Raw genomic sequence first — 24,159 nt, 5'->3', positions numbered from 1 at the left:
ATGGCAAAAAATCAGAACAACAACACCGTTGCCCCGGCGACCAAAAAGACCGAGCCGGAGGCCAAAAAGGATGCGCTGGCCACTGCGCTGGCCCAGATCGAAAAGCAGTTCGGCAAGGGTGCCGTGATGAAGCTGGGTGATAACGCCTCCATGCAGGTGGATGCCATTTCCACCGGCAGTCTGGGTCTGGATCTGGCTCTGGGCGTGGGCGGTGTGCCCCGCGGCCGCATCATTGAGGTGTACGGCCCGGAATCCAGCGGTAAGACCACGCTGGCTCTGCACATTCTGGCCGAAGCCCAGAAGCAGGGCGGCGAAGTGGCCTTCATTGACGTGGAGCACGCACTGGACCCCACCTATGCCGAAGCGCTGGGCGTGGACATCAACAATCTGCTGGTCAGCCAGCCGGACACCGGCGAGCAGGCCATGGAGATCTGCGAAGCACTGGTGCGCTCCGGTGCCATCGATGCCATCGTGGTGGACTCGGTTGCCGCCATGGTGCCGAGGGCTGAGATCGAGGGCGAAATGGGCGACAGCCATGTGGGCCTGCAGGCCCGCCTGATGAGTCAGGCCATGCGCAAGCTGACTTCGGTCATCGGCAAGACCAACACGGTCTGCGTCTTCATCAACCAGCTGCGTGAAAAAGTGGGCGTGATGTACGGCAACCCGGAGGTCACCACCGGCGGCCGCGCCCTGAAATATTACGCCTCGGTGCGCATCGACATCCGCCGCGTGGAGGGCCTGAAGGACTCTTCCGGCCAGTTCATCGGCAACCACACCCGGGCCAAGATCGTCAAGAACAAGGTGGCACCTCCGTTCCGTGAGGCAGAGTTCGATATCATGTTCGGCGAGGGCATTTCCAAGATGAGCGAACTCATCGATGTGGGCGTAAAGCTGGGCATCGTGCAGAAGAGCGGCGCATGGTTCAACTATGGCGATGTCCGTCTGGGTCAGGGCCGCGACAACGCAAAGCAGTTCCTGAAGGACAATCCCGAGATCGCAAATGACATCGAGGGCCAGATCCGCGCCAATGCCGACAAGCTGTACGCATCCCGCCGCCCGGCAGGCAAGGGCGCTGCGGCCAAGGCCGAAGAGCCTGCAGAAGCGGCAAAGGACGCCAAGGAGCCGGTGGTCAAGGCTCCTGCCCGCAGCAGCGAGAGCGAACTGGATATCATGGTGGAGGACTAAATGTCCTTTTATAAACGCCGCCGCCCGAAGCCGGAAGAAGAAAAGTGCGCCGACCCGGCCAAGGCCCGCGCCCGCGCACTGGATGCGCTGGCCTCACGCGAGATGTCCTCGGCACAGCTGTATGAACGGCTGTGCTATGGCTTTACCGAGCAGGCTGCAGCGGCTGCTGTGGCTGAGATGGTGGAGCTGGATTACGTAAACGATGACCGCTATGCCGAAGCCCGGGCACACAGCCTGCTTGCCGCCCGCAAGAGCCGCCGTGCGGCGGCCCAGAACCTGCGGCAGAAGGGCCTTTCCGGCGCGCAGATCGAGCAGGCGCTGGAAAGCGTCTATGCCCCGGACGCAGACGGCGAAAGCCCGGAGCTGGAAGCTGCCGCCGCTCTGGTGCGCAGCCGCTACATGAAAAAGCTGGCCGATGGCCGCCGCGACCTTGTGGTGGCTGCCCTGCAGCGCCGCGGCTTTGCGTATTCGGTCATAAAAGAAGCGATAAAAAGAGCGGAAGAAGAATAAAAAGCACCCCTCAAAAGAGAAAGAGAGTATCATCCCCTATGAAAATTGCGTGTATTTCCCTTGGCTGCCCCAAGAATCAGGTCGATCTGGATGTGATGGTGCACATCCTGCTGTCTGCCGGCCACGAGACCGTGGCCGATCTGGCCGAAGCAGATGTGATCCTTGTGAACACCTGCGGCTTCATCGAGAGCGCCAAGACCGAAGCCATTGAAAACATTCTGGAAGCCTGCTCCTACAAGCAGCAGAACCCGGAGCTGAAGGTCATCGTCACCGGCTGTCTTGCCGAGCGCTACCGCAGCCAGATCGAGGAAGAGATCCCTGAGGTGGACGCGGTGGTGGGCTGTGCCTCCAACAAGGCCATCGACACCATCGTGGCCCGCCTGTTCCATGGTGAGGACCATCTGGAAAGCTACGGTGCCAAAAAGGACTTTCCGCTGGGCGGCAAGCGTGTCATCGGCACGCCTGCCCACTATGCGTACTTAAAGATCGCTGAAGGCTGCAACAACCGCTGCCACTACTGCGCCATCCCCGGCATCCGCGGCCCGCTGCACAGCCGCGATATGGCCGACTGCGTGGCCGAAGCCCGCTGGCTGGCCGGTGAGGGCGTGAAAGAGCTGATCGTGGTCGCACAGGACCCCACCGCTTACGGCGAGGACTGGGGCAAGCCCGGCAGCATCTGCGAGCTGCTGGATAAGCTGAACAAGGTGCCGGGCCTCGAGTGGATCCGCATTATGTACGCTTACCCGGAGCGCATCACGGATGAGTTCATTGCCGCCATGAAGCGCAATGAGAAGGTGGTGCCCTACCTCGATCTGCCCATCCAGCACTGCAATGACACCATCCTCAAGAATATGAACCGCCGCTCCAACCGCGCCGAGCTGCTGGAAGTGATCGGCAAGCTGCGCCGCGAGATCCCCGGCATCACCCTGCGCACCACTCTGATCGCAGGCTTCCCCGGCGAGACCGAGGAGCAGTTCGAGGATCTGTGCAATTTTGTCAAGGAAGTAAAGTTCGACCGTCTGGGCTGCTTTGCCTATTCTGCCGAGGAGAACACCGTTGCTGCCAAGATGGACGGCCAGATCGAGCAGGAAGTCAAGGACAAGCGCGCCGAACTGGTGATGCAGATCCAGACCGGCATCATGGCCCAGAAGCAGGCCGAAAAGGTGGGCCAGACCGTGCATGTGCTTTGCGACGGCATCGACGAGGAGAGCGGTCTGTACCTGTGCCGCACCACCGGCGATGCTCCTGAGGTGGACGGCAATGTGTGCGTTTCCAGCGAGGAACCGCTGTACCCCGGCCAGTTCTACGATGTTCTGGTGGACGACAGCGACCTTTACGATCTGTATGGTACTGTTGCAAAATAACAAATTGGAGGAATCTGTATGAATCTGCCCAATAAACTCACTTTGACCCGCATCCTGCTGGTGCCGGTGTTCATGGTCTTTGTGTCTCTCACCAGCCTGAACGGCATCGCGGATGGCTCCTTCCAGCCGACGTATTACCTGATCGCAGGCATCGTCTTTGCTGTTGCCAGCTTTACTGATTTTCTGGACGGCCATCTGGCCCGCAAGTGGAACATGGTAACGGACTTCGGCAAGTTTGCCGACCCGCTGGCCGACAAACTGCTCACCACGGTGGCCTTCATTTACATGATGCGGGACGGCGTATGCAGCCCGGTGGTGCTGTGCATCATTCTGGCCCGCGAGTTCGCGGTGTCCGGTCTGCGCATGGTGGCAGCCGGTGCCAAGGACGGCAAGGTGATCGCCGCCAATATGTGGGGCAAGGTGAAGACCGTGCTGCAGATGCTGAGCATCATCTTCTACTTCTTTGGCATGTCCATTGCAAGCATGTCGGCTACCGGCGCAGAGCAGGGCGTGCGGCAGATCCTGGTAATCAGCATTTCCATGGTGCTGTGCTGGCTGGTGGCTGCCGTGACGGCCATTTCCGGCATCAAGTACCTGTGGGACAACCGTAGCTTCATCAACACCGCAAAATAAAGCGTTTTTTGAAAAAGGGCAGGGAGACCTGCCCTTTTTCAAATTTTCGAGGAAATATTACAAGACGGAAAGGCTTTCCATGAAGAAATTTGCTGATACAGTGCGCCGCCTGCTCTCCATCGCACTGAACCTGTTCATCGTCTGGGCGGAGCCCATTGCCCTGCCCATGAGCTGGGATTGGGGCAAAGAGCAGATGTTCATTTTTTACACCGAGGATTCCAACATCCTTTCGGCCTGCATCTGCGCCATGGTAGCGGTGGGCCAGCTGGTGTGCATCTTTACCGGCAGGGAACTGCCGCACTGGCTGCACACCCTCAAGTACATTGCCACCTGCTGCCTGACCATGACCTTTCTCACGGTGGTGTTCGTGCTGGGTCCCATGTATGAGGACGGCAACGGCTGGTACATCATGCTGTGCACCAGCTCCATGTTGTACCATCACCTGCTCAACCCGCTGGCGGCCATCTTCTCCTTTGTGCTGCTGGAGCGCACACCGCGCCTGCCCCGCAGTACGGTCAAGTGGGCGCTGCTGCCCACGGTGCTGTACGGCGGCATCATTTTGTGGCTGAACATCCAGCGCGTGGTAGATGGGCCATATCCCTTCATGAAGGTGTATGACCAGAGCGTGCAGGCGTCGGTGCTGTGGTGCATCGCCATCCTGCTGATGAATTACTTCTATGCTTGGCTGCTCTGGAAGCTGAACGGCGGGAAGAAAGAAAAAGCCTGACGATTTGAAATGCCCTCCGCTTTGCTCTGGGCATATTCAGAGGATAATTTATCTTTAATTTGCAGCTCCGAAAAGCCTGCGGGCTTTTCGGAGCTGCTTTTTCACAGGAAGGGCCGGAGCTTTCAGATGCTGTTTTTCTTTGCGGCCCCTTCTGTGAAAAATGCAATACCGGACAGACCGCAGTCTGTCCGGTATTGCTCTAATAAAAAATAGTATTTCCGCTATTTATGCCCAGAGCGAAGCGGAGGGCATTCTAAATGGTTCTTGTGTTTTTACGCTACGGTGGAATTCTCTTCCAGCCAGTCCAGCACACAGGACTGCAGGGCGTTCAGGTGCGCACGGTTCTCACCGTAGGTGTCGGCATAGGTGCTGTTGGCGTCGTCCAGCTCTTCCTGCGTGGGAGCAAGGCTCTTGGTCTCGGCCACGGCCTGAAGGATCAGGTCCTGCTTTGCCAGATGCTCAAAGTAAGCGTCGGATGCGGCCAGCATGGCATCGGCATCGGTGTAGCCCTGCGTCTGGGCAAAAGCATTCAGATCCATGCCGTAGGCGGTGGCGTACTGGTTGTAGTAGTTCAGGAACATGCGGATGTAATAGCTGGTGATCTCGCTGGGCAGCTCCTTGAAGGTGGAGTTCGACATCAGGTAGTCCACGATGGCGTTCTCATAGTTGGTGGCATACAGCGCATCGTTAAAGTAGCTGCGCAACTGGTCGACGGTGTGCAGATCATCGCTGATGCCAAAGTTGGAGTCCACCCACTCGTCGGTCAGCTCAGGGGTCACGCTTTCGGAAATGGAGTTCAGGGTCACGCTGAACACGGCTTCCTTGCCGCTGAGGGTGATCGTGTTGCCCTCGGCATCGGTGGAATCGCCGTAGCCGTCCGGGAAGGTGACGGTCACATCAAAGGTATCGCCCACATTGTGCCCGATGATCTGGTCCTCAAAGCCATCGATGAAGGAACCGCTGCCAAGGGTCAGGTCGTAGCCGGTGGCAGTGCCGCCGGTAAAGGCCACGCCGTCCACGGTGCCGGTGTAATCGATGTTGGCAACATCTCCGCTCTGGGCGGCACGGCCGGTAACGGGCTGGGAAGAGGTGTACTGGTTCAGCAGGTTGTCCACCTGCTGCTGCAGTTCATCTTCGGTGGGGGTCAGGTCGTTCTCCTTCAGGGCAATGGAGCCGAAGTCCTCCGGCAGGGTCACATAGTCCAGCGCTTTGATGCCGCTCCAATAGCCGTTTTCGTCCAGACCATCGCTGTAATCAAAGGCCTCGTAGTCGAAGTCGGCAACAGAGCCAAACTGCGAGACGGATGCGGCAGCCGAAGAAGCGCTGTCGGTCTGCTTGTGCTTTGTCAGCATGAAACAGGCAAAAATGACGCACACCGCTGCGGCGATGGCCAGCAGGATGCACAGGAGTTTTTTGGTGTTGTTTTTCAAAAGAAATACCTCCATAAAAATCGGCCTGATGCACAGCAAAAGACCGGTACAGGCAGAACAGATACTTATTTATTATATACGTTCTGACGGCAAAAGGAAAGTTCTTTGCAAAATTTCCACAAATCCTGCGGTGGGTTTGTATCACTTTTGCCCGTCTACAGGCGCAAAAGTGACCAAAACCGGTGGAAATGGGCGGGCGGTTCTGTTACAATAAAAATAAGTGAGCCTTCCCGGGAACATAAGGCCCCTCCCTGAGGGGGCTGTCGAGCGTATGCGAGACTGGAGGAGTTCCTCCTTCCGTCATCGCTGTGCAATGGAGAGGGCGAGGACGGTAAGATATTGGAGGAAATTCAAATGGATTACAATAAAGCTGCTCTGGAAATGCACGAGACCCACAAGGGCAAGGTGGGCATCGTAAGCAAGGTGGAGGTCGCCACCCGCGATGACCTGTCCACCGCCTACACTCCCGGTGTGGCCGAACCCTGCCGCAAGATCAAGGAAAACCCCGACGACGTGTACAAGTACACCTTCAAGGGCAACATGGTGGCTGTCGTTTCCAACGGCACCGCCGTGCTGGGCTTGGGCGATATCGGCCCGGAAGCCGGTCTGCCGGTCATGGAGGGCAAGGCGGTGCTGTTCAAGGAGTTCGGCGGCGTGGATGCCTTCCCCATCTGCATCGATGCCCACGACGCTGCCAGCGTCATTGCTGCCTGCAAGGCCATTGCGCCCACCTTTGGCGGCATCAATCTGGAGGACATCAAGAGCCCCGAGTGCTTTGAGATCGAAGAAACACTGGAGCGTGAGCTGGACATCCCTGTGTTCCACGATGACCAGCACGGCACTGCTATCGTTGTTACTGCTGCCCTCATCAACGCCCTGCGTGTGGTGGGCAAGAAGATGGAAGATGTGCACATCGTGCTGAACGGCCCCGGCGCTGCCGGCACTGCCATCATCAAGATGCTCATGACCGCCGGTGCAAAGGACATCATTGCAGTGGACCAGTTCGGCACCCTGTACAAGGGCTGCAACAGCGCCGAAGCCCACAAGAACTGGCTGGGTGAGGTGACCAATCCCCGTCAGGTCAAGGGCGGCCTGAAGGAAGCACTGGAAGGTGCCGACGTGTTCATCGGCGTTTCCAAGCCCGGCATCCTGACCACGGAGCTGTGCAAGACCATGAACAAGGATGCCATCGTTTTTGCCATGGCCAACCCCACCCCGGAGATCATGCCGGACGAGGCCAAGGCCGGCGGCGTGCGGGTGATGGCCACCGGCCGCAGCGACTTCCCCAATCAGGTGAACAACGTGCTGTGCTTCCCCGGCCTGTTCAAGGGCGCACTGAGCGTCCGCGCCCGGGACATCAACAATGAGATGAAGCTGGCCGCCGCCTACGCTATCGCCGACCTCATCACCGATGCCGACCGCAGCGAGGAGAACATCATCCCCGGTGCGTTCGACCCCCGCGTGGCCGAGGCTGTGGCAAATGCCGTGGCAAAGGCTGCCCGCGAGACCGGCGTTGCCCGTCTGTAAGCGGAGGAAGCGTTTATGAGAACCATTTCCGCACAGGAGATCACGGATACCGTTGCACGGCTGTGCATCGAAGCCAACACCCGCCTGCCGCAGGACGTGCAGGCGGCGCTGGACAAGGCCCGGCAGGAAGAGCCGTGGCCGCTGGCAAAGAGCACTCTCGACCTTTTGTGGTCGAACCTTTCCGCCGCAAAAGAAGAAAACCTGCCCATCTGTCAGGATACCGGCATGGCCTGCGTGTTTGTGGAGCTTGGCACCGATGTGCACATTGACGGCAGCTTTGAAGCTGCCATCCATGAGGGCGTGCGCCGGGGTTACACCGACGGCTACCTGCGCAAGAGCATCGTAGCCGACCCGCTGCGCCGGGGCAATACCGGCGACAACACCCCTGCGGCCATCACAGTGCATCTGGTGGACGGCGAGGGCTGCCGCATCACGGTGGCACCCAAGGGCTTTGGCAGCGAGAACATGAGCCAGATCAAAATGCTCAAGCCCGCCGACGGCGTGGAGGGCTTCAAAAAGTTCGTGCTGGACACGGTGAAGCTGGCAGGCTCCAACCCCTGCCCGCCCATCGTGCTGGGCATCGGCGTGGGCGGCAGCTTTGACAAGGTGGCGTATCTGGCAAAGAAGGCCCTGCTGCGTCCGCTGGATGTGCCGAACCCCGACCCCTATTACGCACAGCTGGAGCAGGAGCTGCTTGCCGCCATCAACGAGTTGGGCATCGGCCCGCAGGGCTTTGGCGGCAGGACCACCTGTCTGGGCCTTGCCATTGAGCAGATGCCTACCCATGTGGCGGGCCTGCCTGCGGCGGTGAATATTTCCTGCCATGTGACCCGCCGTGCAAGCGCGGAACTGTAAGAGTCTCCGCCCTCTCAGGCCGCTTTGCGTCCAGCTCTCCCAAAGGGAGAGCCCTTGGCAAAGACGTAGAGTTTGCGTGGACTGCCAAGGCCTCCCACTTTGGGGGAGGTGGCATCGCGTGAGCGATGACGGAGAGGGCGAGGATGCCAAAGGAGAATTGCTATGGAATACAAAATTACCACTCCCTGCACGGCCGAGGACCTTGCCCCGCTCAAGGCGGGCGACACCGTGCTGCTTTCCGGCGTGGTGTACACTGCCCGGGATCAGGCCCACAGGCGGATGATTGAAGCGCTGGAAAAAGGCGAACCGCTGCCCTTTGATCTGACCGGCAGCGCCATCTACTACGTTGGCCCCACGCCGGAACGCCCGGGCCAGGTGATCGGCTCGGCGGGACCCACCACCAGCGGCCGCATGGATGCCATGAGCCCGCGCCTGCTGGACCTTGGCAATAAGATCATGATCGGCAAGGGCAAGCGGGACGATGCCGTAAAGGCGGCTGTGGTGCGCAACGGGGCTGTGTATCTGGCAGCGCTTGGCGGGGCCGGTGCGCTGATGGCAAAAAGCGTGCAGACGCTGGAAGTGATCGCGTGGCCGGATCTTGGCTGTGAAGCCGTGCGCCGCCTGATTGTGAAGGATATGCCGCTGACGGTGATCCTGGATGCCCACGGCGGCGACCTGTACCAGTCCGGCCCGGCGGCATATCTGGAAGCAAAATAATTTATCGCCTTTGCACAAAACGCGGCCGACTAAAAAACGGCAAAACAGCAGATTTGCGCAGGATAAATTTGGTTTGCTTTAACAAACTTCCGCGAATTGCTTGCACATCGGCAAAAAGTGTGATATCTTGTACTATATGAAACCGTGGTGCTTTGCATCCCGGCACAGACAGGAGGCAAACATACCATGCAGATCCACCAATCCGCAGAAGATTATCTTGAAACGATCCTGATGCTGAGTCAGCGTATGGGCAAAGTGCGCTCCATTGACGTTGTCAATGAGCTGGGCTTTACCAAAGCCAGCGTCAGCATTGCCATGAAGAAGCTGCGCGAGAACGGCTATATCGCGGTGGACGGCGAGGGCAACCTGACCCTGCTGGAACCGGGCCGCGAGATCGCAGAGCGCATCTATAGCCGTCACCGTCTGCTGACCCACTTCTTTATGCAGCTGGGCGTGGACGAAAAGACCGCCGCCGAAGATGCCTGCAAGGCAGAGCATATCCTCAGTGAGCAGACGCTGGAAAAGATCCGTGAGCGCGCCATTGAGACGGATGCTGAGCTTGGCAAGACTGTCAAGTGATCCCCGCAGCATTCCAAGATCGTAAAATGATCCCGTTCCTGAAAAGGAGCGGGATTTTTTTGTATGGAAATTGGGCGGCAGATCCCTCTTGCATCCGGGGTGCGGGTGCGGTATTCTTATAAGATAAGAAGGTTTTACAGCCAAACCGGGAGGAAACAGCCATGGATGCAGACGAGATCCGCACGCTTTTGGGCGATAACATTTTTGAGCGGGCCAAGAAATACCGCAAGCGCATCCAGCAGAGCACCTGCACCGTGAACGAGGACGGCGTGCGCCATATTTCGGCCATGGTACAGGGCAGCGGCGGCAGCTATTACTATACGCAGGCATGGCTGCGGGAGAACGGCAGCTTTGTCAGTGCGTCCTGCAGCTGCCCGTATAACCAGAACGGCGAGGGCACCTACTGCAAGCATATCGGCGCATTGCTGCTGGACGATGCCGAAAAGAATGCCCCTGCACCGGCGGCAAAGCCGGATGCTATTCCCGGTGTTGTGCGCGGCGCGGCGGGCCTTGCCCCGGAACCGGCCCGGCGGGACAGCTATGCCTCCGGGCTGGAAATGCTGTTTGGAAAAAAGTGGCACGGTGAAACGCCGGTGTCGGATCACGAGGCCCGCAGGCTGCTGGATACCTACAAGGAAGCAGCCCTTGAAAACCTTGGCGTGGACGAGACCGCCCAGCGCACCGGCTTTGCCCATCTGGAACCGGAGCTGACCCTCGTGCCCGGCGCACAGCCATGGCTGCGGCTGCGCATCTCGGACGGCGGGCGGCAGTATGTGGTAAAAAGCATCCCGAACCTGATGGAAGCCGTCGAGATGGGCAAAAGCGTCAGCTACGGCAAGGCACTGGCTTTTGTGCACCGGTGGGATGCCTTTGATGAAGAGTCCCGTGCGCTTTTGCAGCTGCTGCGCCGTCAGGTGAACGCAAGGCAGAGCATGGACAAAGCCGCCGTGCGGGTGTACGGCGGGGCCGAACAAGGCCCGGCGGGAGGCATGATCCTGACCGGCGAGATCTTTGATGACCTTGTGCAGCTGTACGAGCATACCGGTTTTTTGGGCGGGTACGAGCTGCGGGAAGGTCTGCCCGTCATTACCATGACCGTGGAGCGCCGCCGCGGCGGTGTGCAGGTGGAAGGCGAACCCGCACTTTCCGCTGTGCAGGGCCTTGACTATGATTACCTGTTCAGCGAGGATACGCTCTGGCGGCTGCAGCGGCCCGGGTGCACCCGCATCCTGCCCGCATTGCAGGCGCTGGGCGGCAAAAGCCTGTTCTTTACCAGCGCAGATGCCACGGCCTTTTGCAGCTATGTACTGCCGGAGCTGGGCAGCAAGCTGAACATCGTGGACCCGGAACGTCTGCTGCTGAACCAGATCCCGCTGGAACCGGTGGTGCAGTTCTATCTGGACGCACCGGACAGCTTCCGCATCGAAGCACACGCGGAGTTTTTGTATGGGGAGGATAAGGTCACGCCGTTCGTGCCGTCTCCGGCAGGGCTTTTGCGGGATGTGCGCGCCGAGAGCCGGGCAAAGCGGCTGCTGGCCTCTTATCTGCAGCCCGGTGTGGGCGGCAGAGAGGAAGTGTACGGCACCGCTGACGAGGATGAGATCTACCGCATGTTGGAGGAGGGCGTGCCGGCCCTGCTGGCCGAGGGTGAAGTATACCTGACGGATGCCTTCCGCAGCCTGCAGGCCGCGCCGCCTCGCATCACGGTGGGCGTTTCGGTGCACGGCAGTGTGCTGGATCTGGAAGTGGATACCGGCGAGTTCCCGGTGGCAGAGCTGAAAGACCTGCTGCACTCCCTGCACCAGAAAAAGCGCTACCACCGCCTGAGGGACGGCCGTCTGCTGCGGCTGGACGACAGTCTGGAAGGGCTGGATGAACTGAACGATACACTGGAACTTTCCGGGGCCAAGCTCAAGAGCGGCCACGCCGAGCTGCCGCTCTACCGTGCACCCAGTCTCGACTGGGCGCTCTCGGGCCAGAACGGCCTGCGTTTTAACCGCGACGATGCGTTCCGCCGCATCAGCCGCAGCTTTCACGCCGTGAAGGACAGCGAGTATACTCCGCCGGAAAGCCTGCACAATGTGCTGCGCAAGTACCAGCGGGATGGCTACCGCTGGCTGCGCACGCTGGACGGCTACGGCATGGGCGGCATTCTGGCCGACGATATGGGCCTTGGCAAGACCGTGCAGGTGCTCAGCTACCTGCTGGCCATGAAGGAAAGCGGCCAGCGCCTGCCCAGCCTCATCGTCTGCCCGGCATCGCTGGTGCTCAACTGGCAGGAGGAATGCCAGAAGTTCACGCCGCAGCTTTCCTGCGTGGCTGTGGACGGCGACGCTGCTCACCGGGCAGAGCTGGCAAAGCAGTGGGCGGAAGCCGACCTTGTGGTGACCAGCTATGACCTGATGCGCCGGGACGAGGAGCTTTACAGCGGGCAGCAATTCTACGCCTGCATTCTGGACGAAGCGCAGGCCATCAAGAACCACACTACCCAAAAGTACAAGGCGGTGTGCGGGGTAAACAGCAAAGTGCGATTTGCCCTTACCGGCACCCCGGTGGAGAACCGCTTGGGCGAATTGTGGAGCATCTTCTCCTTCCTGATGCCGGGGTATCTGCCGCCCTACAAGACCTTCTGCGCCCGGTTTGAAAAGCCTATCGTGCAGGAGGACGACAAAGACGCACTGCGCCGTTTGAACCAGCTCACCGGGCCGTTCATCCTGCGGCGCATGAAGTCCGAGGTGCTCAAAGAGCTGCCCCCCAAGACCGAGAATCTCCACCGCATCGAGCTGGACGAGCAGCAACGCAAGCTCTACCTTGCCGCTGTGGTGGACGCGCGGGAAAAGCTGCGCGCTGCAAAGCCGGAGGATAAAATGGCAGTGTTCGCAGTGCTCATGCGCCTGCGGGAGATCTGCTGCGACCCGCGCCTTGTGGCAGACAACTGGGACGGCGGCAGTGCCAAGCTGGATGCCTGCATGGAGCTGGTGACGGCTGCTGTGGAGGGCGGACACCGCATCCTGCTGTTCAGCCAGTTCACCTCCATGCTGGAACTGCTGGCAAAACGGCTGGACGAAGCGGGCGTGAGCCACTTTACCCTGCAGGGCTCCACCCCAAAGCCGGTGCGTGCAGAGCTTGTGCGCCGGTTCAACAGCGGCGAAGCGGACGTGTTCCTCATCTCGCTGCGGGCGGGCGGCACCGGCCTGAACCTGACGGCGGCAGATATCGTCATCCACTACGACCCGTGGTGGAACGTGGCTGCGCAGAATCAGGCCACCGACCGCGCCTACCGCATCGGCCAGCGCAATCCGGTGCAGGTGTACAAGCTCATTGCGCAGGACACCATTGAAGAAAAGATCGTGGAGCTGCAGCAGGCAAAGCAGGACCTTGCCGAGACGGTCACCGGCTCGGCAGACGGAGCGATCCTGTCCATGAAACCAGAGGAATTGCTGCAGCTGCTGCAAGAGGAATAAAGAGGAGAAAACATCATGAAAGTCTGGGATCTGCACTGCGATACCCTCAGCGAGCTGCGCAAAGCCGAACATGCGGGCCGGCCCAAGAGCTTCGCGCAGAACGATCTGCATATCGACCTTGAAAAATTACAGAAAGGCGACTATCTGCTGCAGTGCTTTGCAGCATTCGTCAATCTGGGTGATAAGACGCCCGGAGCGGACCCGCTGGTGACAGCGCTGGAAGAGATCGACCAGTTCAAGCGCATCATGGCGGCATACCCGGAAAAAATTGCTCCGGTGTACACGGCGGCGGACATCCGCCGGAATGCTGCGGCGGGAAAGATCAGCGGGATGCTCACCATCGAGGAAGGCGCCTGCTGCAAGGGCAGCGTGGGGGTGCTGCGCCGGATGTATGAGCTGGGCGTGCGCATGATGACCCTGACATGGAACCACGAAAACGAGCTGGCAAGCCCGCAGCGGAACCCCGGCGGGGTGCTGGTGCCCCAGACCGAAAAGGGCCTGACCGGGAAGGGCTTTGAATTTCTGGCCGAGATGGAACGGATGCACATGATCGTGGATGTGAGCCACCTTTCGGACAAGGGCTTCTGGGATATCGTGGAGCACGGCACCCGGCCTTTTGCGGCCAGCCACTCCAACTGCCGCGCACTGGCACCCCACACCCGCAACCTGACCGATGAGATGATCCGCGCCCTTTCGGAGCGCGGCGGCATTGCGGGCCTGAACTACTATGCGCCCTTTCTGGACACCGACCCCACCCACCCGGAAAACTGCCGCAGCACGGTGGAGCTGATTGCAAAGCATGCGGCCCACTATAAGCAGGTAGGCGGTGCACAGATGATTGCCCTTGGCAGCGATTTTGATGGCATCGATGGCCCCCACCAGCTGGAAAATGCTGCCTTCCTGCCGCTGCTGGCGGATGCCCTGCGCAAAGAGGGCTTTACCGAGGACGAGGTGGAAGGTATCTACTACCGCAATGCCATGCGCTTTTTTGAAGAAAACTTGTAATAACAACGGAGAATATGCCGATATGGATAAAAACATGACGCTGGAAAAGCGCATTGCTGCGGAGCTGTACTGCTATCAGGGCAAAATGAGCGTGTTCGTGGACGACCTGCAGGGCCATACCGTGGAGGTTGGCGCGGACGAAGAATTTGAGACGGCATCCACCATCAAGGCGTTCATTCTCGCTACATTGTATTTGCAGGCGCAGCGCGGCAAAGCAGACCTTGCCGAAGAGATCACCTATGAGCAGAGCCAGTTCGTGGACGGCAGCGGTATGCTGCGCGCGCTGGGCGTGGGCGCAAAGCTCAAGGTGAAGGACACCGCTACCATGATGATCATTTGCTCGGACAACATCGCCACCAATATGATCATCGACTATCTGGGACTGGATACCATCAACGCCTGCATCCGGGAGCTGGGCTTTGCGCATACTGTGCTGCACAATCCGCTGCACTTTGACCGCTACCGCCGGCTTGGCACCACCACGCCGCGCGACTACGCGGCGCTGTTCGCCCGCATTGCAAAAGGGGAGCTGGTCAGCCGGGAAGCCAGCGCGGAGATGCTTGCCATCCTGCGCCAGCAGCACTACAACACCATGCTGACCCACGATTTTCCCCAGTACTATCTGGACTGCGAGGAGACCGGAGCGCCGGAGCTGATCTGGGTGGCCAGCAAGAGCGGCAGCATGAACGCCTGCCGCAACGACGGCGGCATCGTCCACACCCCCTACGGCGAGTATGTCATCGTGCTGATGAACAAGGATTTTCACGATATCATCGAGTACAATGAACACCCCGCCATGGTGTACGGTGCCCGCGTCTCGCGGATGATCCTGGATCAGGTGCTGGCCTGTGAGGGACGACTGTCCCTGTCCTGAGACGCACGTTCTCCCAAAGAACAAAATTGGAAAAATAAAAGGAATTATAACAATGGGGATCACGCTCTCGCCATGGATGATGGCGTTTCTCGTTCTGATGACGGGCTTTGCAGGCTTTGTGGATTCGGCAGCCGGAGGCGGCGGCCTTATCAGCCTGCCGGCCTATCTGTTTGCCGGGCTGCCGCCCCACTACACCTATGCTACCAACAAATTCAGCGCCGCCTGCGGCACCACTTTTGCCACAGCCAACTTTTTCAAAAACGGTGCAATGAACCTGAAGGTGGGCATCCTTGCAGCCATTGGCAGCTTTGCGGGCAGTGCACTGGGGGCACATATCGTGCTGCTGCTCAGCGATGAACTGCTGCGCACCATGATGTTCCTCATCCTGCCAGTGGCGGCGGTGGTCATTTTGTGGCAGCGCGACCTGCCGGACAAGAACCGGGACGACGGAACCCTGAACCTGAAAAAGATCCTGCTGGCGCTGGGCATCGGCTTGGGCATCGGCCTGTACGACGGCATCGTGGGCCCGGGCACCGGTACCTTTGCCATCATTGCCTTTACCACCCTGATGGGCTTTGACCTGCGCACCGCCAACGGCAACGGCAAGGTGCTGAATCTTGCCAGCAACTACGCCAGCCTGTTCACCTATCTGATGAACGGTCTGGTGGTGTTCCACATCGGCATCCCCTGCGCCGTCAGCAACATTCTGGGCAACCTGCTGGGGTCCCATTTCGCCCTGAAAAAGGGTGCGCGCTTCATCCGTCCCATGATGCTGGTGGTGCTGGTGCTGCTGCTGGGCAAGCTCATCTCGGACGCAGTGCTGTGAGCGCCGGGCGCGCCAGAGGCTCCCTCCCCGAGGGAGCTGGCAAAACCGTTAGGTTTTGACTGAGGGAGTTTGCGCCCGTTTCCCGCTGCAAAAAACAAGCCGGGCAGCCCGCAGGCTGCCCGACTTTGCTCGGATGATCTTTTTTCGGTGGTCGCTTATTCCAGCACCAGCCCTTTGTCAAAGAATGCCAGACCAAATGCACCGGGGCCTGCGTGGGTGCCGATGACGCAGCCGATCTGGCGCACCAACGGTTCGCTCATGTGCAGATTTTCACGGAAGTAGTTCTCGATGGGCTGCACTTCCCGCAGGTTGGAAGAATAACCGGCAACAGCGGCAAAGTCCGGGCTGATGCCGCCCAGCTCTTCGATCTTCTTGAACAGGGCCACATAGGCACCGGGCAGGCCGCGGGCCTTACCGGCCATGGCTACCTTACCGTCCTTGATGGTGATGAGGGGCTTGATGCCCAGCATCCCGCCCGCGACGGCCACAGCGGCAGGCAGACGGCCGCCCTTGCGCAGATACTTCAGATCGTCGATTGCGGCAACCAGATGCAGGTGCTCCTTGGCGTGCTCCAGATCGGTGGCGATCTGCACCAGCGTCTTGCCTGCGTCACGCAGCTGCACGGCCAGACGCACCAGCAGCGATTCACCCAGACACACGGTGGCACTGTCCACAAACAGCACGTTGTCTACATTGGCGAGGTCTGCGGCCAGCTTTGCGCACTGCCATGTGCCGGACAGCTCGTGGGACAGGAAGATGCCCAGCACTTCGTCCCCGGCGGCAGCGGCTTCCAGATAGAACTTCTCGAACAGCTCCGGGCTGGGCTGGCTGGTGGTGGGCAGCTTGCGGCAGCTGGCCAGATGGGCATAGTACTCGGTTGGGGTCATGTCGATGCCATCCCGCAGGATGCTGCCATCCTCCAGCGTCACGTTCAGAGGGATCACGGTCACGCCCAGCTGCTCGGCTTCGGCGGGCAGGATGTCGGACGCAGAATCGGTGAGAATACGGATCATAAAATACCTCCGGATTTCCGGTAAAAACAAATTCAAGTCATGTTTCCCGACGCTTTGCAATAAAACGTCGGGAAACATTATACCAGAATCCACAGGGAAAAGTCAATTACCTGAGCGAAAATTGCTTCGTCCCAGCGCAAAATACTTGCGTAAAAGCCGCTGCTTATGATAAGATAGGCGCTGAGAACCGCACGGCAGGGAGGGCAGGCCATGGAGCAAAAGGCAAAAACAAGGGCGCTGCTGGCTGCGTTCGGCTGCGCACTGGCCTACCTGCTGGCAGGAAAAGTGCTGGCATTTCTGCCTGCCCCGGCGTGGGATGTGCGGGCGCTGAGTTTTGTGCACCACTGCATCGCTGCACCTGTCGTGGAGGAACTGGTGTTCCGCGGGGCCATCCAGCAGCTGGCGCAGCCCTTGGGCAGATGGCAGGCCGCGGCGCTGCAGGCGGTACTGTTTGCGGTGCAGCACGGCACCCCGGCGGGCATGGCGTGGGCGCTTGGCTGCGGCCTTGTGCTGGGCGCACTTCGTGAACGCACCGGCAGGGTATGGCCGGGGATGCTTTTGCATACATTGAATAATCTGCTGGTTTTTGCAGCAGGATAAAGGGGAACCTATGACCGATTCTGAACTGATGGGCCTTGCGCTGGAAGAAGCCCGCAAGGCGGCTGCACTGGGCGAGGTGCCGGTAGGGGCCGTGGTGGCCCGCAGCGGCGAGGTGGTAGCTGCCGCCCACAACACCCGCGAGACCGAAAAAAACGCCCTGCATCATGCAGAGCTGCTGGCCATTGATGCCGCCTGCAAAAAGCTGGGCGGCTGGCGGCTGTGGGAGTGCGAGCTGTTCGTCACGCTGGAGCCGTGCCCCATGTGCGCCGGGGCCATCATCAACAGCCGCATCCGGCGGGTGGTATACGGCGCGGCAGACACCAAGGCGGGCTGCTGCGGCAGTGTGACCGACCTGTTTGCAATGCCCTTCAACCACCACCCGGTGGTGGAGCAGGGGCTGCGCGCAGAGGAAGCACAGGAGCTGCTGCAGGCGTTTTTCAAGGATCTGCGGGCACGGCTTGCGGCCCGGCCGAAGTGGAAACCGCCTGTATGACCGGCATGGAATATGAAGAAACCGTAAAAAAGTGGAAGCTGCGTGAAAAAGTAGGCGGCTTCCACTTTCTTTTTTCGGCAAATTGTGCTATATTATTTAATGGTGTTTTGTCGAAACCCATCTTATGCAGCTGTCTGCCGCGCCGAGCACCGGACTTTGACCGGATAAGAAATGGACGCTGAACGGACGGCGATGGGCCGCACAGACATCTCCTGCACGGCATACCTTTGCAGTGCAGAGATCACGACAGGAGGACTATACTCTTGTACGAAGATGAATTTGAACTGACGTTCAATCTGTCGGGTGAGGAGCCGCAGCCGGAACAGGCTGCACAGGAGCCGCCCGTACCGCCAAAGCCAAAGGCGGCAGCACCCGTGGTGGACGAACCCACCCGGGTGATGGTGCTGGAAAAGCCCCAGCCTGCGCCGCAGCCGGAAATGCCGGAGCCTGTGCAGGAAGAGCCGGAGAAAACACCGGCACCTACCGTGCAGGTAGCAGCCAATGGCCGCTGTGTGCTGATCTCCGGCGGTGACCGCGGCATTGGTGCCGCTGCGGCCCGGGCGTTCTATGCGGCGGGCTACCGCGTGGCGGTGCTGTACCACAGCAATGCCAAAGCCGCTGCAGAGCTGGAAAAACAGCTGCCCGGCATCACCGCCGTGCAGTGCGATGTGGCGTCCCGCGCCAGCTGCGAGCTTGCGTTCCGCACCGCAGAACAGGCACTGGGCCGTGTGGATGTGCTGGTGAGCAATGCGGGCATCGCCCAGCAGAAGCTGTTCACCGACATCACCCCGGAAGAGTGGCAGCATATGCTGGACGTGAACCTGACCGGTGCGTTCCACCTGTGTCAGCTGGTGCTGCCGGGTATGATCCGCCGCAAGGCCGGACGCATCCTGACCGTGAGCAGCATGTGGGGCCAGACCGGCGGCAGCTGCGAGGTGCATTACTCTGCAGCAAAGGCAGGCCTGATCGGCCTGACCAAGGCTTTGGCCAAAGAAGAAGGCCCAAGCGGCATCACAGTGAACTGTGTTGCGCCCGGGGTCATTGATACCGATATGATGGCAGCATTCACCGCCGAGGATAAGGCCGCGCTGGCCGAAGAGACCCCTGTGGGCCGTCTTGGCAGCGCAGACGAAGTGGCGCAGCTGCTGGTGTTCCTTGCCGGCGAGGGTGCGGGCTACATCACCGGTCAGGTGTTCGGCGTGAACGGAGGACTTGTGATCTGATGCGCAGGAACACTTTATTACAGGATTTCCCCCGGCGGGAGCATCCCCGGAGCAAGAAGGAGAGAGCAAAATGGGCATGACTTTAAAGGAACTGTTGACGAAAGGCGAAGGCACCATTTCGGCCAAGGAGGCCAAGGCGCTGGCTGCACAGTGCAGAATGGATGAGGAAACGCTCTACACCCTTCTGGAAGAACGCGGCATCAAGGTTCTGGAAGAGGATGCAGAGCCTACGCTGGATGTGGACAGCATCATGGCCGAGGTCGAGAATGCCGAGAACAACAACGATGATATGGGCATCAGCGAGGACGAGGAAGAGCAGAGCGAGGAGAACCCTGCAGACCTGAAGGCTGCCATGGACGAACTGCTGGACGACCCCGTTAAGAACTACCTCAAGCAGATCGGCCAGATCCCGCTGCTGAGCGCGGAGCAGGAGGTGGAGCTGAGCCGCCGCATCCATGCCGGTGCCGAGGCGGCGCACATCCTGCAGGCCGACCGCCAGAAGTACGGCGGGCCGGAGTACATCAAAAAGAACAGCGCCCGCTTCTCGTTTGAAGAGGATGAGAACAGCCGCAGCTATACCGAAGATCTGGACGAGGAGGGCAACGAGAAGCCCAGCGAGGATGCCGAGGAAAAGGCTGCCGAAGAGGAAGCTATGGAGGCTGTGGAGAACGGCCCCCTGAGCGACGAAAAGCGCGCTGAGCTGCTCAAGACCCGCCGCGATGGCCTGAACGCCCGCCGCAGCCTGAGCGAAGCGAACCTGCGTCTGGTGGTGTCCATTGCCAAAAAGCATGTGGGCCACAATCTGGCATTCCTGGATCTGATCCAGGAGGGCAACATCGGCCTGATCAAGGCTGCCGAGAAGTTCGACTGTGACCGCGGCTTCCGCTTCTCCACCTATGCAACCTGGTGGATCCGTCAGGCCATCACCCGTGCCATTGCGGATCAGGCCCGTACCATCCGCATTCCGGTGCACATGGTGGAGACCATCAACCGGATGCGTCAGGCCACCAACCAGCTGGTGTACCAGAACGGCCACGAGCCGACCCCGGAAGAGCTGGCAAAGGCCATGGATATGAGCGTGGAGCGTGTGCGCGAGATCCAGCGCATGGCACAGGAGCCGGCAAGTCTGGAAAGCCCCGTGGGTGAGGAAGAGGATTCCTCTCTGGGCGATTTCGTCGCAGACGAAAACGCCGAAGCCCCTGGCAAGGCCGCAGACCGCGCCATGGTGGCACAGCAGATCAATCTGGCTCTCAAGAGCCTGACCCCTCGTGAAGAGAAGGTCATCCGCCTGCGCTTTGGTCTGGACGATGGCCGTCCCCGTACGCTGGAAGAGGTTGGCCGTGACTTTGGCGTTACCCGTGAGCGTGTGCGCCAGATCGAGGCAAAGGCGATCCGCAAGCTGCACAGCCGCAAGTGCCTGTCCCTGCTGAACGGCCTGATCGAGTGATAAAGTAAGACTCCTTCAGTCATCGCTGCGCGATGCCAGCTCCCTCAGAGAGGGAGCCCTTGGCAAAACCGGAAAGTTGTCCGTACTGCCAAAGGCCCCATCTCCGAGGGGGCTGTCTGCGTAAGCAGACTGGGGGAGTTTTTGCGTAAAAAACGACTTTTTTGCAAAAATCCAGATTTTTTTGCAAAAACCTCTTGCCAAACGGTGGAAACTGTGGTATTATAACTGAGCTGTGATTGCGCTGCTATAGCTCAGTTGGTAGAGCGCATCCTTGGTAAGGATGAGGTCTCCAGTTCGAATCTGGATAGCAGCTCCAGCTCAGATGCCCTGAAGTCGAAAGATTTCGGGGCGTTTTTCTTTGTGTAGATCGTTTCTGCTGTGCGGGTCCGGAACAGGGCAGAGCGGGCTTTGAACTGCTCTTTCAGGCTTTTTTGCGTTTTTCGTAAATTCATGCTTGACAAGCGGACGCTTTTTCGATATAATAAAGCACGTTCCGGCGGTAAGCGCCGCGCGAAACTTGAGCGATCATGGCCCGGTAGCTCAGTTGGTTAGAGCACCAGCCTGTCACGCTGGGGGTCGTCGGTTCGAGCCCGATCCGGGTCGCCATTTGCTGCTATAGCTCAGTTGGTAGAGCGCATCCTTGGTAAGGATGAGGTCTCCAGTTCGAATCTGGATAGCAGCTCCATAGCAGACACCTCGAAGCCTTAGGACTTCGGGGTGTTTTTTTGTTGTATGACTGCAAAAGCAGGCTGACGGAGCGCGGATTGCTTTGAGTACAAAAACAAAACGCACAGGCTCCGAAGAACCTGTGCGTTTATGGCAGGGGTAGTAAGTTTCGAACTCACGGCACGCGGTTTTGGAGACCGCTGCTCTACCAGCTGAGCTATACCCCTATAGGCATTCGCTGAATGCTTTGTTATTATAGCCGATGCAAAGGCGAATGTCAAGCATTTCTTTCAAGATTCAGGCATTTTTCGTGCCGCAGCTGCAACAGCCTTCTTTTTTATCGGATGCAGGCAGCTGGCTGGAAAGCTGTTCCAGCGTTACGCTGTCGATATACTGGTTGATCACCTCATCAAGGCCGGTCCAGAAGGGCAGGGTGAAGCACTGCTCCCACATGGGGCACTCGTTGGTCTCGCTGCCAAGGCAGGGAATGGGTGCCACGCTGCCCTCAATGGCGCGCAGGATCTCGCCGGCGGTGTAGTCGGCAGGGGCTTTGGTCAGGCGGTAGCCGCCCTGACTGCCGCGCTCGCTTTTTACAAGGCCCACACGGGCCAGCGGGGTCACGATCTGCTCCAAATATTTCAGGCTCAGGTTCTGCCGCTCACTGATCTCCTTCAGGCTCACGGTGGTGCCCGGCGCATAACGTGCCAGCTCGGCCATCAGGCGCAGGGCATAACGGCTTTTGGTCGAAAATTTCATGGCGATCCTCTCCTTATTGCTTCCTATAGTATAGCACGTTGCTCGGATTTTGCAAAGGTATCCTCTTGTGCAAACAAAAAAGGTCTGTTATCATAGGATGGATAAGAGGATATTATAAGGAGTGAGAGTATGAGTGAGAAGATCACGGCTGCCGATGCCATCCGTCTGCTGGATGCACACGAGGCGGCTGCTGTAGATGTCCGGGAGCCGGACGAGTTTGCCGTGGGCCACATCCCCGGCGCAAAGCTGCTGCCGCTGGGTCAGGTGCTGAGCCGTGCGGCTGAGGTGCTGCCGGATAAGAACGCTGTATGGCTGGTCTACTGCCGCACCGGCCGCCGCAGTGCCGATGCCGTGCGCAAGCTGGAAAGCCTTGGCTACACCCGCCTGTACGATCTGGGCGGCATCCTGAGCTGGCCCTATGAGATCGAGGGCGACTTTGAAGGGCATTTTTAAAAAGAAAGAAGGATAACTCCATGTCGTTCCACGCAAAAGATTTTGCCGGCAGTCACTGCGGCTGCCGCTACCAGCAGGACTACCGCCCCACCTTGGGCCGCGACGGCAAAAAGGAATCCGGCACGCTGGAGGTCATCAAGTTCTATTACGATGGTGCCATCCGCTTTGAGCAGCACTGCTACGGCGAAGCCGCAACCTTCGTGTTCGGCGTATGGGCGTCCGGCATGGACGAGGACGGCACCCTGCACTGGGTGCTGCCCGACCGCCGCAAGAGCTACTACGACGAGGCGTATCTGCCCCAAAAGCTGGACCGCGTGGACGAGACGGGCAATCTTTACTTTGACGGCAGCAATTTTCCGTGGAAGCTGGCGGACGATTTTGCCGAGGATAAGCGCTGGGGCTACCCCAAGTGGAAGGTGGTACTGGGAAAACTGACCGGAAAGGGCAAAAAAGGTGACTGAATCACGAAAATCCAGTATTCATATTGACATACTAGGGAATGATATGGTATAACTTATCCGTTGAAAGGATTCCGCATCTGCACAGGGCATTCAAGGCTCCCGCAGACGCATTCAATAAGAAAGGATCATTCCTATGGAAAACATGGAAAAAGTGGTTTATCTGGATAATGCTGCCACCACTCCCTGTGCTCCCGAGGCACTGGAAATGATGGTCAAAGCCCTGAGCGGTGCCTGCGGCAACCCCAGCAGCCATTACAGTGTGGGCTATGAGGCTAAGGAATTCGTGGACACCGGTCGTGCGCAGGTGGCAAAGGCCATCAATGCAAGTCCGGCTGAGCTCTTCTTTACCAGCTGCGGCTCCGAGGCTGACAACTGGGCCGTAAAGGGCACCGCCTTCACCAAGGCACGCCAGAACAAAAAGCACCTCATCACCAGCGCTTTTGAGCACCATGCCATCATGCACAGCATGGCTGCACTGGAGCGCATGGGCTTTGAAGTGACCTATATCAAGCCCACCGCCGAGGGCTACATCCGTCCCGAGGACGTGGAAGCTGCCATCCGTCCCGATACCGCGCTGGTCAGCATCATGATGGCCAACAACGAGATCGGCACCATCCAGCCCATCAAGGAGATCGCCGAGGTCGCTCACAAGCACGGTGTCTGGATGCACACCGACGCGGTGCAGGCTGTGGGTGCCATCCCCGTGGATGTGAAGGAGCTGGGCGTGGATATGCTGTCCATGAGCGCCCACAAGTTCAACGGCCCCAAGGGCATGGGTGCCCTGTACTGCCGCAAGGGCGTATGGCCCCAGAACCTGATCGATGGCGGCAGTCAGGAGGCCCGCCACCGTGCAGGCACCGAGAACGTGGCCGGCATTGCTGCCATGGGCAAGGCACTGGAGATCGCCACGGCACATCTGGATGAGCGCATGGCCCACGAGAGCGAGCTGCGCGATTATGTCATCGACCGCGTCCTCAAGAACATCCCGGAAGCCCGCCTGAACGGCGGCCGCAGCCCCCGCCTGCCCAACAATGTGAACATCAGCTTCCCGGGTCTGGAAGGCGAGACCATCCTGCTGGATCTGGATATGCACGGCATCTGCGCCTCCACCGGCTCTGCCTGCAACTCCGACAGTCTGGACCCCAGCCACGTCCTGCTGAGCATCGGCGTGCCTGAGGAGATCGGCCACGGCTCCATGCGGTTCACCTTTGGCCCGCAGAACACCATGGAAGAAGCAAAATATCTGTGCGACGTGCTGGAGGAAGTGATCCCCCGCCGCCGTGCTATGAGTTGTATGTGGCTGCAGGGCCAGAACACGGCCCGCCAGTTCAGCCTGAAGGGAGAGCAGTAA

At 59.4% G+C, this 24,159-nt stretch carries 24 protein-coding genes and 4 tRNA genes; 24 read left to right on the top strand and 4 right to left on the bottom strand.

What is annotated here, in order from left to right; translation table 11 throughout:
- From recA to WMO17_RS04410, 5 genes are all read left to right on the top strand, one after another.
- Positions 1-1,185 (top strand): recombinase RecA, encoded by a 1,185-nt coding sequence (recA, locus tag WMO17_RS04430; RefSeq protein WP_349137561.1) that lies wholly within the window; start codon positions 1-3, stop codon positions 1,183-1,185.
- The gene (locus tag WMO17_RS04425; protein ID WP_097777150.1) at positions 1,186-1,695 is read left to right on the top strand and encodes a regulatory protein RecX; all 510 of its coding nucleotides are present in this window, start codon (positions 1,186-1,188) and stop codon (positions 1,693-1,695) included.
- A 38-nt stretch (positions 1,696-1,733) separates the two neighbouring features.
- Positions 1,734-3,059, top strand: coding sequence for a 30S ribosomal protein S12 methylthiotransferase RimO (rimO, locus tag WMO17_RS04420; RefSeq protein WP_005937940.1), 1,326 nt, complete (start codon positions 1,734-1,736; stop codon positions 3,057-3,059).
- Between the two features lie 18 nt (positions 3,060-3,077).
- Positions 3,078-3,692, top strand: coding sequence for a CDP-diacylglycerol--glycerol-3-phosphate 3-phosphatidyltransferase (gene pgsA, locus WMO17_RS04415; RefSeq protein ID WP_349137560.1), 615 nt, complete (start codon positions 3,078-3,080; stop codon positions 3,690-3,692).
- Positions 3,693-3,771: 79 nt separating this feature from the next.
- Positions 3,772-4,419 (top strand): hypothetical protein, encoded by a 648-nt coding sequence (locus tag WMO17_RS04410; RefSeq protein ID WP_005937933.1) that lies wholly within the window; start codon positions 3,772-3,774, stop codon positions 4,417-4,419.
- Between the two features lie 272 nt (positions 4,420-4,691).
- Here WMO17_RS04410 and WMO17_RS04405 read toward each other — a convergent pair whose 3' ends face one another.
- A complete protein-coding gene (locus WMO17_RS04405) occupies positions 4,692-5,849 on the bottom strand; it encodes a trigger factor (protein WP_291017097.1) in 1,158 nt (385 codons plus the stop codon).
- Positions 5,850-6,203: 354 nt separating this feature from the next.
- On the opposite strand from WMO17_RS04405, the gene WMO17_RS04400 reads away from it, so the two are divergent.
- From WMO17_RS04400 to WMO17_RS04365, 8 genes are all read left to right on the top strand, one after another.
- A complete protein-coding gene (locus WMO17_RS04400; protein ID WP_005937919.1) occupies positions 6,204-7,376 on the top strand; it encodes an NAD(P)-dependent malic enzyme in 1,173 nt (390 codons plus the stop codon).
- A gap of 15 nt (positions 7,377-7,391) precedes the next feature.
- The gene (locus WMO17_RS04395) at positions 7,392-8,231 is read left to right on the top strand and encodes a fumarate hydratase (RefSeq protein ID WP_097774411.1); all 840 of its coding nucleotides are present in this window, start codon (positions 7,392-7,394) and stop codon (positions 8,229-8,231) included.
- Positions 8,232-8,393: 162 nt separating this feature from the next.
- Positions 8,394-8,948: a Fe-S-containing hydro-lyase gene (locus WMO17_RS04390; protein WP_349137559.1), complete on the top strand. Its 555-nt coding sequence runs from the start codon at positions 8,394-8,396 to the stop codon at positions 8,946-8,948.
- Positions 8,949-9,134: 186 nt separating this feature from the next.
- On the top strand, positions 9,135-9,527 hold the full coding sequence (locus tag WMO17_RS04385; protein WP_120079792.1) for a metal-dependent transcriptional regulator: 393 nt from the start codon (positions 9,135-9,137) through the stop codon (positions 9,525-9,527).
- Positions 9,528-9,688: 161 nt separating this feature from the next.
- Positions 9,689-12,991 (top strand): DEAD/DEAH box helicase, encoded by a 3,303-nt coding sequence (locus WMO17_RS04380; RefSeq protein WP_349137558.1) that lies wholly within the window; start codon positions 9,689-9,691, stop codon positions 12,989-12,991.
- A 15-nt stretch (positions 12,992-13,006) separates the two neighbouring features.
- Complete coding sequence (locus tag WMO17_RS04375) at positions 13,007-13,996, top strand: dipeptidase (protein WP_349137557.1); 990 nt, start codon at positions 13,007-13,009, stop codon at positions 13,994-13,996.
- A gap of 22 nt (positions 13,997-14,018) precedes the next feature.
- A complete protein-coding gene (locus WMO17_RS04370) occupies positions 14,019-14,870 on the top strand; it encodes a serine hydrolase (RefSeq protein ID WP_349137556.1) in 852 nt (283 codons plus the stop codon).
- 52 nt (positions 14,871-14,922) lie between these two features.
- A complete protein-coding gene (locus WMO17_RS04365; RefSeq protein WP_349137555.1) occupies positions 14,923-15,696 on the top strand; it encodes a TSUP family transporter in 774 nt (257 codons plus the stop codon).
- A 155-nt stretch (positions 15,697-15,851) separates the two neighbouring features.
- Here WMO17_RS04365 and WMO17_RS04360 read toward each other — a convergent pair whose 3' ends face one another.
- Positions 15,852-16,709: a DegV family protein gene (locus WMO17_RS04360; RefSeq protein ID WP_349137554.1), complete on the bottom strand. Its 858-nt coding sequence runs from the start codon at positions 16,707-16,709 to the stop codon at positions 15,852-15,854.
- A 210-nt stretch (positions 16,710-16,919) separates the two neighbouring features.
- Here WMO17_RS04360 and WMO17_RS04355 point away from each other — a divergent pair, with 210 nt between their 5' ends.
- The 8 genes from WMO17_RS04355 to WMO17_RS04320 all read left to right on the top strand — a co-directional run bounded on the left by WMO17_RS04355 (position 16,920) and on the right by WMO17_RS04320 (position 21,157).
- A complete protein-coding gene (locus WMO17_RS04355; protein ID WP_097777160.1) occupies positions 16,920-17,309 on the top strand; it encodes a CPBP family intramembrane glutamic endopeptidase in 390 nt (129 codons plus the stop codon).
- A gap of 10 nt (positions 17,310-17,319) precedes the next feature.
- Positions 17,320-17,802: a nucleoside deaminase gene (locus tag WMO17_RS04350; protein ID WP_349137553.1), complete on the top strand. Its 483-nt coding sequence runs from the start codon at positions 17,320-17,322 to the stop codon at positions 17,800-17,802.
- On the top strand, positions 17,799-17,984 hold the full coding sequence (locus WMO17_RS04345; protein WP_143405584.1) for a hypothetical protein: 186 nt from the start codon (positions 17,799-17,801) through the stop codon (positions 17,982-17,984). Before WMO17_RS04350 ends, WMO17_RS04345 begins: the two co-directional genes overlap by 4 nt.
- 81 nt (positions 17,985-18,065) lie before the next feature.
- On the top strand, positions 18,066-19,025 hold the full coding sequence (gene ymfI, locus WMO17_RS04340; RefSeq protein ID WP_349137552.1) for an elongation factor P 5-aminopentanone reductase: 960 nt from the start codon (positions 18,066-18,068) through the stop codon (positions 19,023-19,025).
- Positions 19,026-19,095: 70 nt separating this feature from the next.
- Positions 19,096-20,472, top strand: a complete 1,377-nt coding sequence (locus WMO17_RS04335) for a sigma-70 family RNA polymerase sigma factor (RefSeq protein ID WP_005937878.1) — start codon at positions 19,096-19,098, stop codon at positions 20,470-20,472.
- A gap of 240 nt (positions 20,473-20,712) precedes the next feature.
- Positions 20,713-20,788, top strand: a tRNA-Thr gene (locus tag WMO17_RS04330).
- 213 nt (positions 20,789-21,001) lie between these two features.
- Positions 21,002-21,078, top strand: a tRNA-Asp gene (locus tag WMO17_RS04325).
- Positions 21,079-21,081: 3 nt separating this feature from the next.
- Positions 21,082-21,157, top strand: a tRNA-Thr gene (locus WMO17_RS04320).
- 132 nt (positions 21,158-21,289) lie between these two features.
- On the opposite strand, the gene WMO17_RS04315 is transcribed toward WMO17_RS04320, so the two are convergent.
- Both WMO17_RS04315 and WMO17_RS04310 read right to left on the bottom strand, forming a co-directional pair.
- Positions 21,290-21,365: transfer RNA gene (locus tag WMO17_RS04315), tRNA-Trp, on the bottom strand.
- Positions 21,366-21,435: 70 nt separating this feature from the next.
- Positions 21,436-21,894 carry an RrF2 family transcriptional regulator gene (locus tag WMO17_RS04310; RefSeq protein ID WP_005937871.1) on the bottom strand — a complete coding sequence of 153 codons (459 nt, stop codon included), beginning with the start codon at positions 21,892-21,894 and terminating at the stop codon, positions 21,436-21,438.
- Positions 21,895-22,023: 129 nt separating this feature from the next.
- On the opposite strand from WMO17_RS04310, the gene WMO17_RS04305 reads away from it, so the two are divergent.
- From WMO17_RS04305 to WMO17_RS04295, 3 genes are all read left to right on the top strand, one after another.
- The gene (locus tag WMO17_RS04305; RefSeq protein ID WP_005937868.1) at positions 22,024-22,347 is read left to right on the top strand and encodes a rhodanese-like domain-containing protein; all 324 of its coding nucleotides are present in this window, start codon (positions 22,024-22,026) and stop codon (positions 22,345-22,347) included.
- A 20-nt stretch (positions 22,348-22,367) separates the two neighbouring features.
- Entirely contained in the window at positions 22,368-22,808 is a 441-nt protein-coding gene (locus WMO17_RS04300; RefSeq protein WP_249236449.1) for a hypothetical protein, read from the top strand.
- 133 nt (positions 22,809-22,941) lie between these two features.
- Positions 22,942-24,159 (top strand): cysteine desulfurase family protein, encoded by a 1,218-nt coding sequence (locus WMO17_RS04295; protein WP_005937861.1) that lies wholly within the window; start codon positions 22,942-22,944, stop codon positions 24,157-24,159.

Source organism: Faecalibacterium faecis (assembly GCF_040096475.1).
Taxonomy (GTDB): Bacteria; Bacillota; Clostridia; order Oscillospirales; family Ruminococcaceae; genus Faecalibacterium; species Faecalibacterium taiwanense.
This window is presented reverse-complemented; position numbering and strand designations above follow the sequence as displayed.

Excerpts from the sequence above, each read along its gene's own strand:
- WMO17_RS04380 (WP_349137558.1), top strand. The coding sequence starts at position 9,689 with ATGGATGCAGACGAGATCCGCACGCTTTTGGGCGATAACATTTTTGAG.
- WMO17_RS04350 (WP_349137553.1), top strand. The coding sequence starts at position 17,320 with ATGACCGATTCTGAACTGATGGGCCTTGCGCTGGAAGAAGCCCGCAAG.
- WMO17_RS04425 (WP_097777150.1), top strand. The coding sequence starts at position 1,186 with ATGTCCTTTTATAAACGCCGCCGCCCGAAGCCGGAAGAAGAAAAGTGC.
- pgsA (WP_349137560.1), top strand. The coding sequence starts at position 3,078 with ATGAATCTGCCCAATAAACTCACTTTGACCCGCATCCTGCTGGTGCCG.
- WMO17_RS04335 (WP_005937878.1), top strand. The coding sequence starts at position 19,096 with ATGGGCATGACTTTAAAGGAACTGTTGACGAAAGGCGAAGGCACCATT.
- WMO17_RS04375 (WP_349137557.1), top strand. The coding sequence starts at position 13,007 with ATGAAAGTCTGGGATCTGCACTGCGATACCCTCAGCGAGCTGCGCAAA.
- WMO17_RS04360 (WP_349137554.1), bottom strand. The coding sequence starts at position 16,709 with ATGATCCGTATTCTCACCGATTCTGCGTCCGACATCCTGCCCGCCGAA.
- WMO17_RS04365 (WP_349137555.1), top strand. The coding sequence starts at position 14,923 with ATGGGGATCACGCTCTCGCCATGGATGATGGCGTTTCTCGTTCTGATG.
- rimO (WP_005937940.1), top strand. The coding sequence starts at position 1,734 with ATGAAAATTGCGTGTATTTCCCTTGGCTGCCCCAAGAATCAGGTCGAT.
- WMO17_RS04395 (WP_097774411.1), top strand. The coding sequence starts at position 7,392 with ATGAGAACCATTTCCGCACAGGAGATCACGGATACCGTTGCACGGCTG.
- recA (WP_349137561.1), top strand. The coding sequence starts at position 1 with ATGGCAAAAAATCAGAACAACAACACCGTTGCCCCGGCGACCAAAAAG.
- WMO17_RS04385 (WP_120079792.1), top strand. The coding sequence starts at position 9,135 with ATGCAGATCCACCAATCCGCAGAAGATTATCTTGAAACGATCCTGATG.
- WMO17_RS04410 (WP_005937933.1), top strand. The coding sequence starts at position 3,772 with ATGAAGAAATTTGCTGATACAGTGCGCCGCCTGCTCTCCATCGCACTG.
- WMO17_RS04400 (WP_005937919.1), top strand. The coding sequence starts at position 6,204 with ATGGATTACAATAAAGCTGCTCTGGAAATGCACGAGACCCACAAGGGC.
- WMO17_RS04295 (WP_005937861.1), top strand. The coding sequence starts at position 22,942 with ATGGAAAACATGGAAAAAGTGGTTTATCTGGATAATGCTGCCACCACT.
- WMO17_RS04310 (WP_005937871.1), bottom strand. The coding sequence starts at position 21,894 with ATGAAATTTTCGACCAAAAGCCGTTATGCCCTGCGCCTGATGGCCGAG.
- WMO17_RS04370 (WP_349137556.1), top strand. The coding sequence starts at position 14,019 with ATGGATAAAAACATGACGCTGGAAAAGCGCATTGCTGCGGAGCTGTAC.
- WMO17_RS04305 (WP_005937868.1), top strand. The coding sequence starts at position 22,024 with ATGAGTGAGAAGATCACGGCTGCCGATGCCATCCGTCTGCTGGATGCA.
- WMO17_RS04390 (WP_349137559.1), top strand. The coding sequence starts at position 8,394 with ATGGAATACAAAATTACCACTCCCTGCACGGCCGAGGACCTTGCCCCG.
- WMO17_RS04300 (WP_249236449.1), top strand. The coding sequence starts at position 22,368 with ATGTCGTTCCACGCAAAAGATTTTGCCGGCAGTCACTGCGGCTGCCGC.
- WMO17_RS04355 (WP_097777160.1), top strand. The coding sequence starts at position 16,920 with ATGGAGCAAAAGGCAAAAACAAGGGCGCTGCTGGCTGCGTTCGGCTGC.
- WMO17_RS04345 (WP_143405584.1), top strand. The coding sequence starts at position 17,799 with ATGACCGGCATGGAATATGAAGAAACCGTAAAAAAGTGGAAGCTGCGT.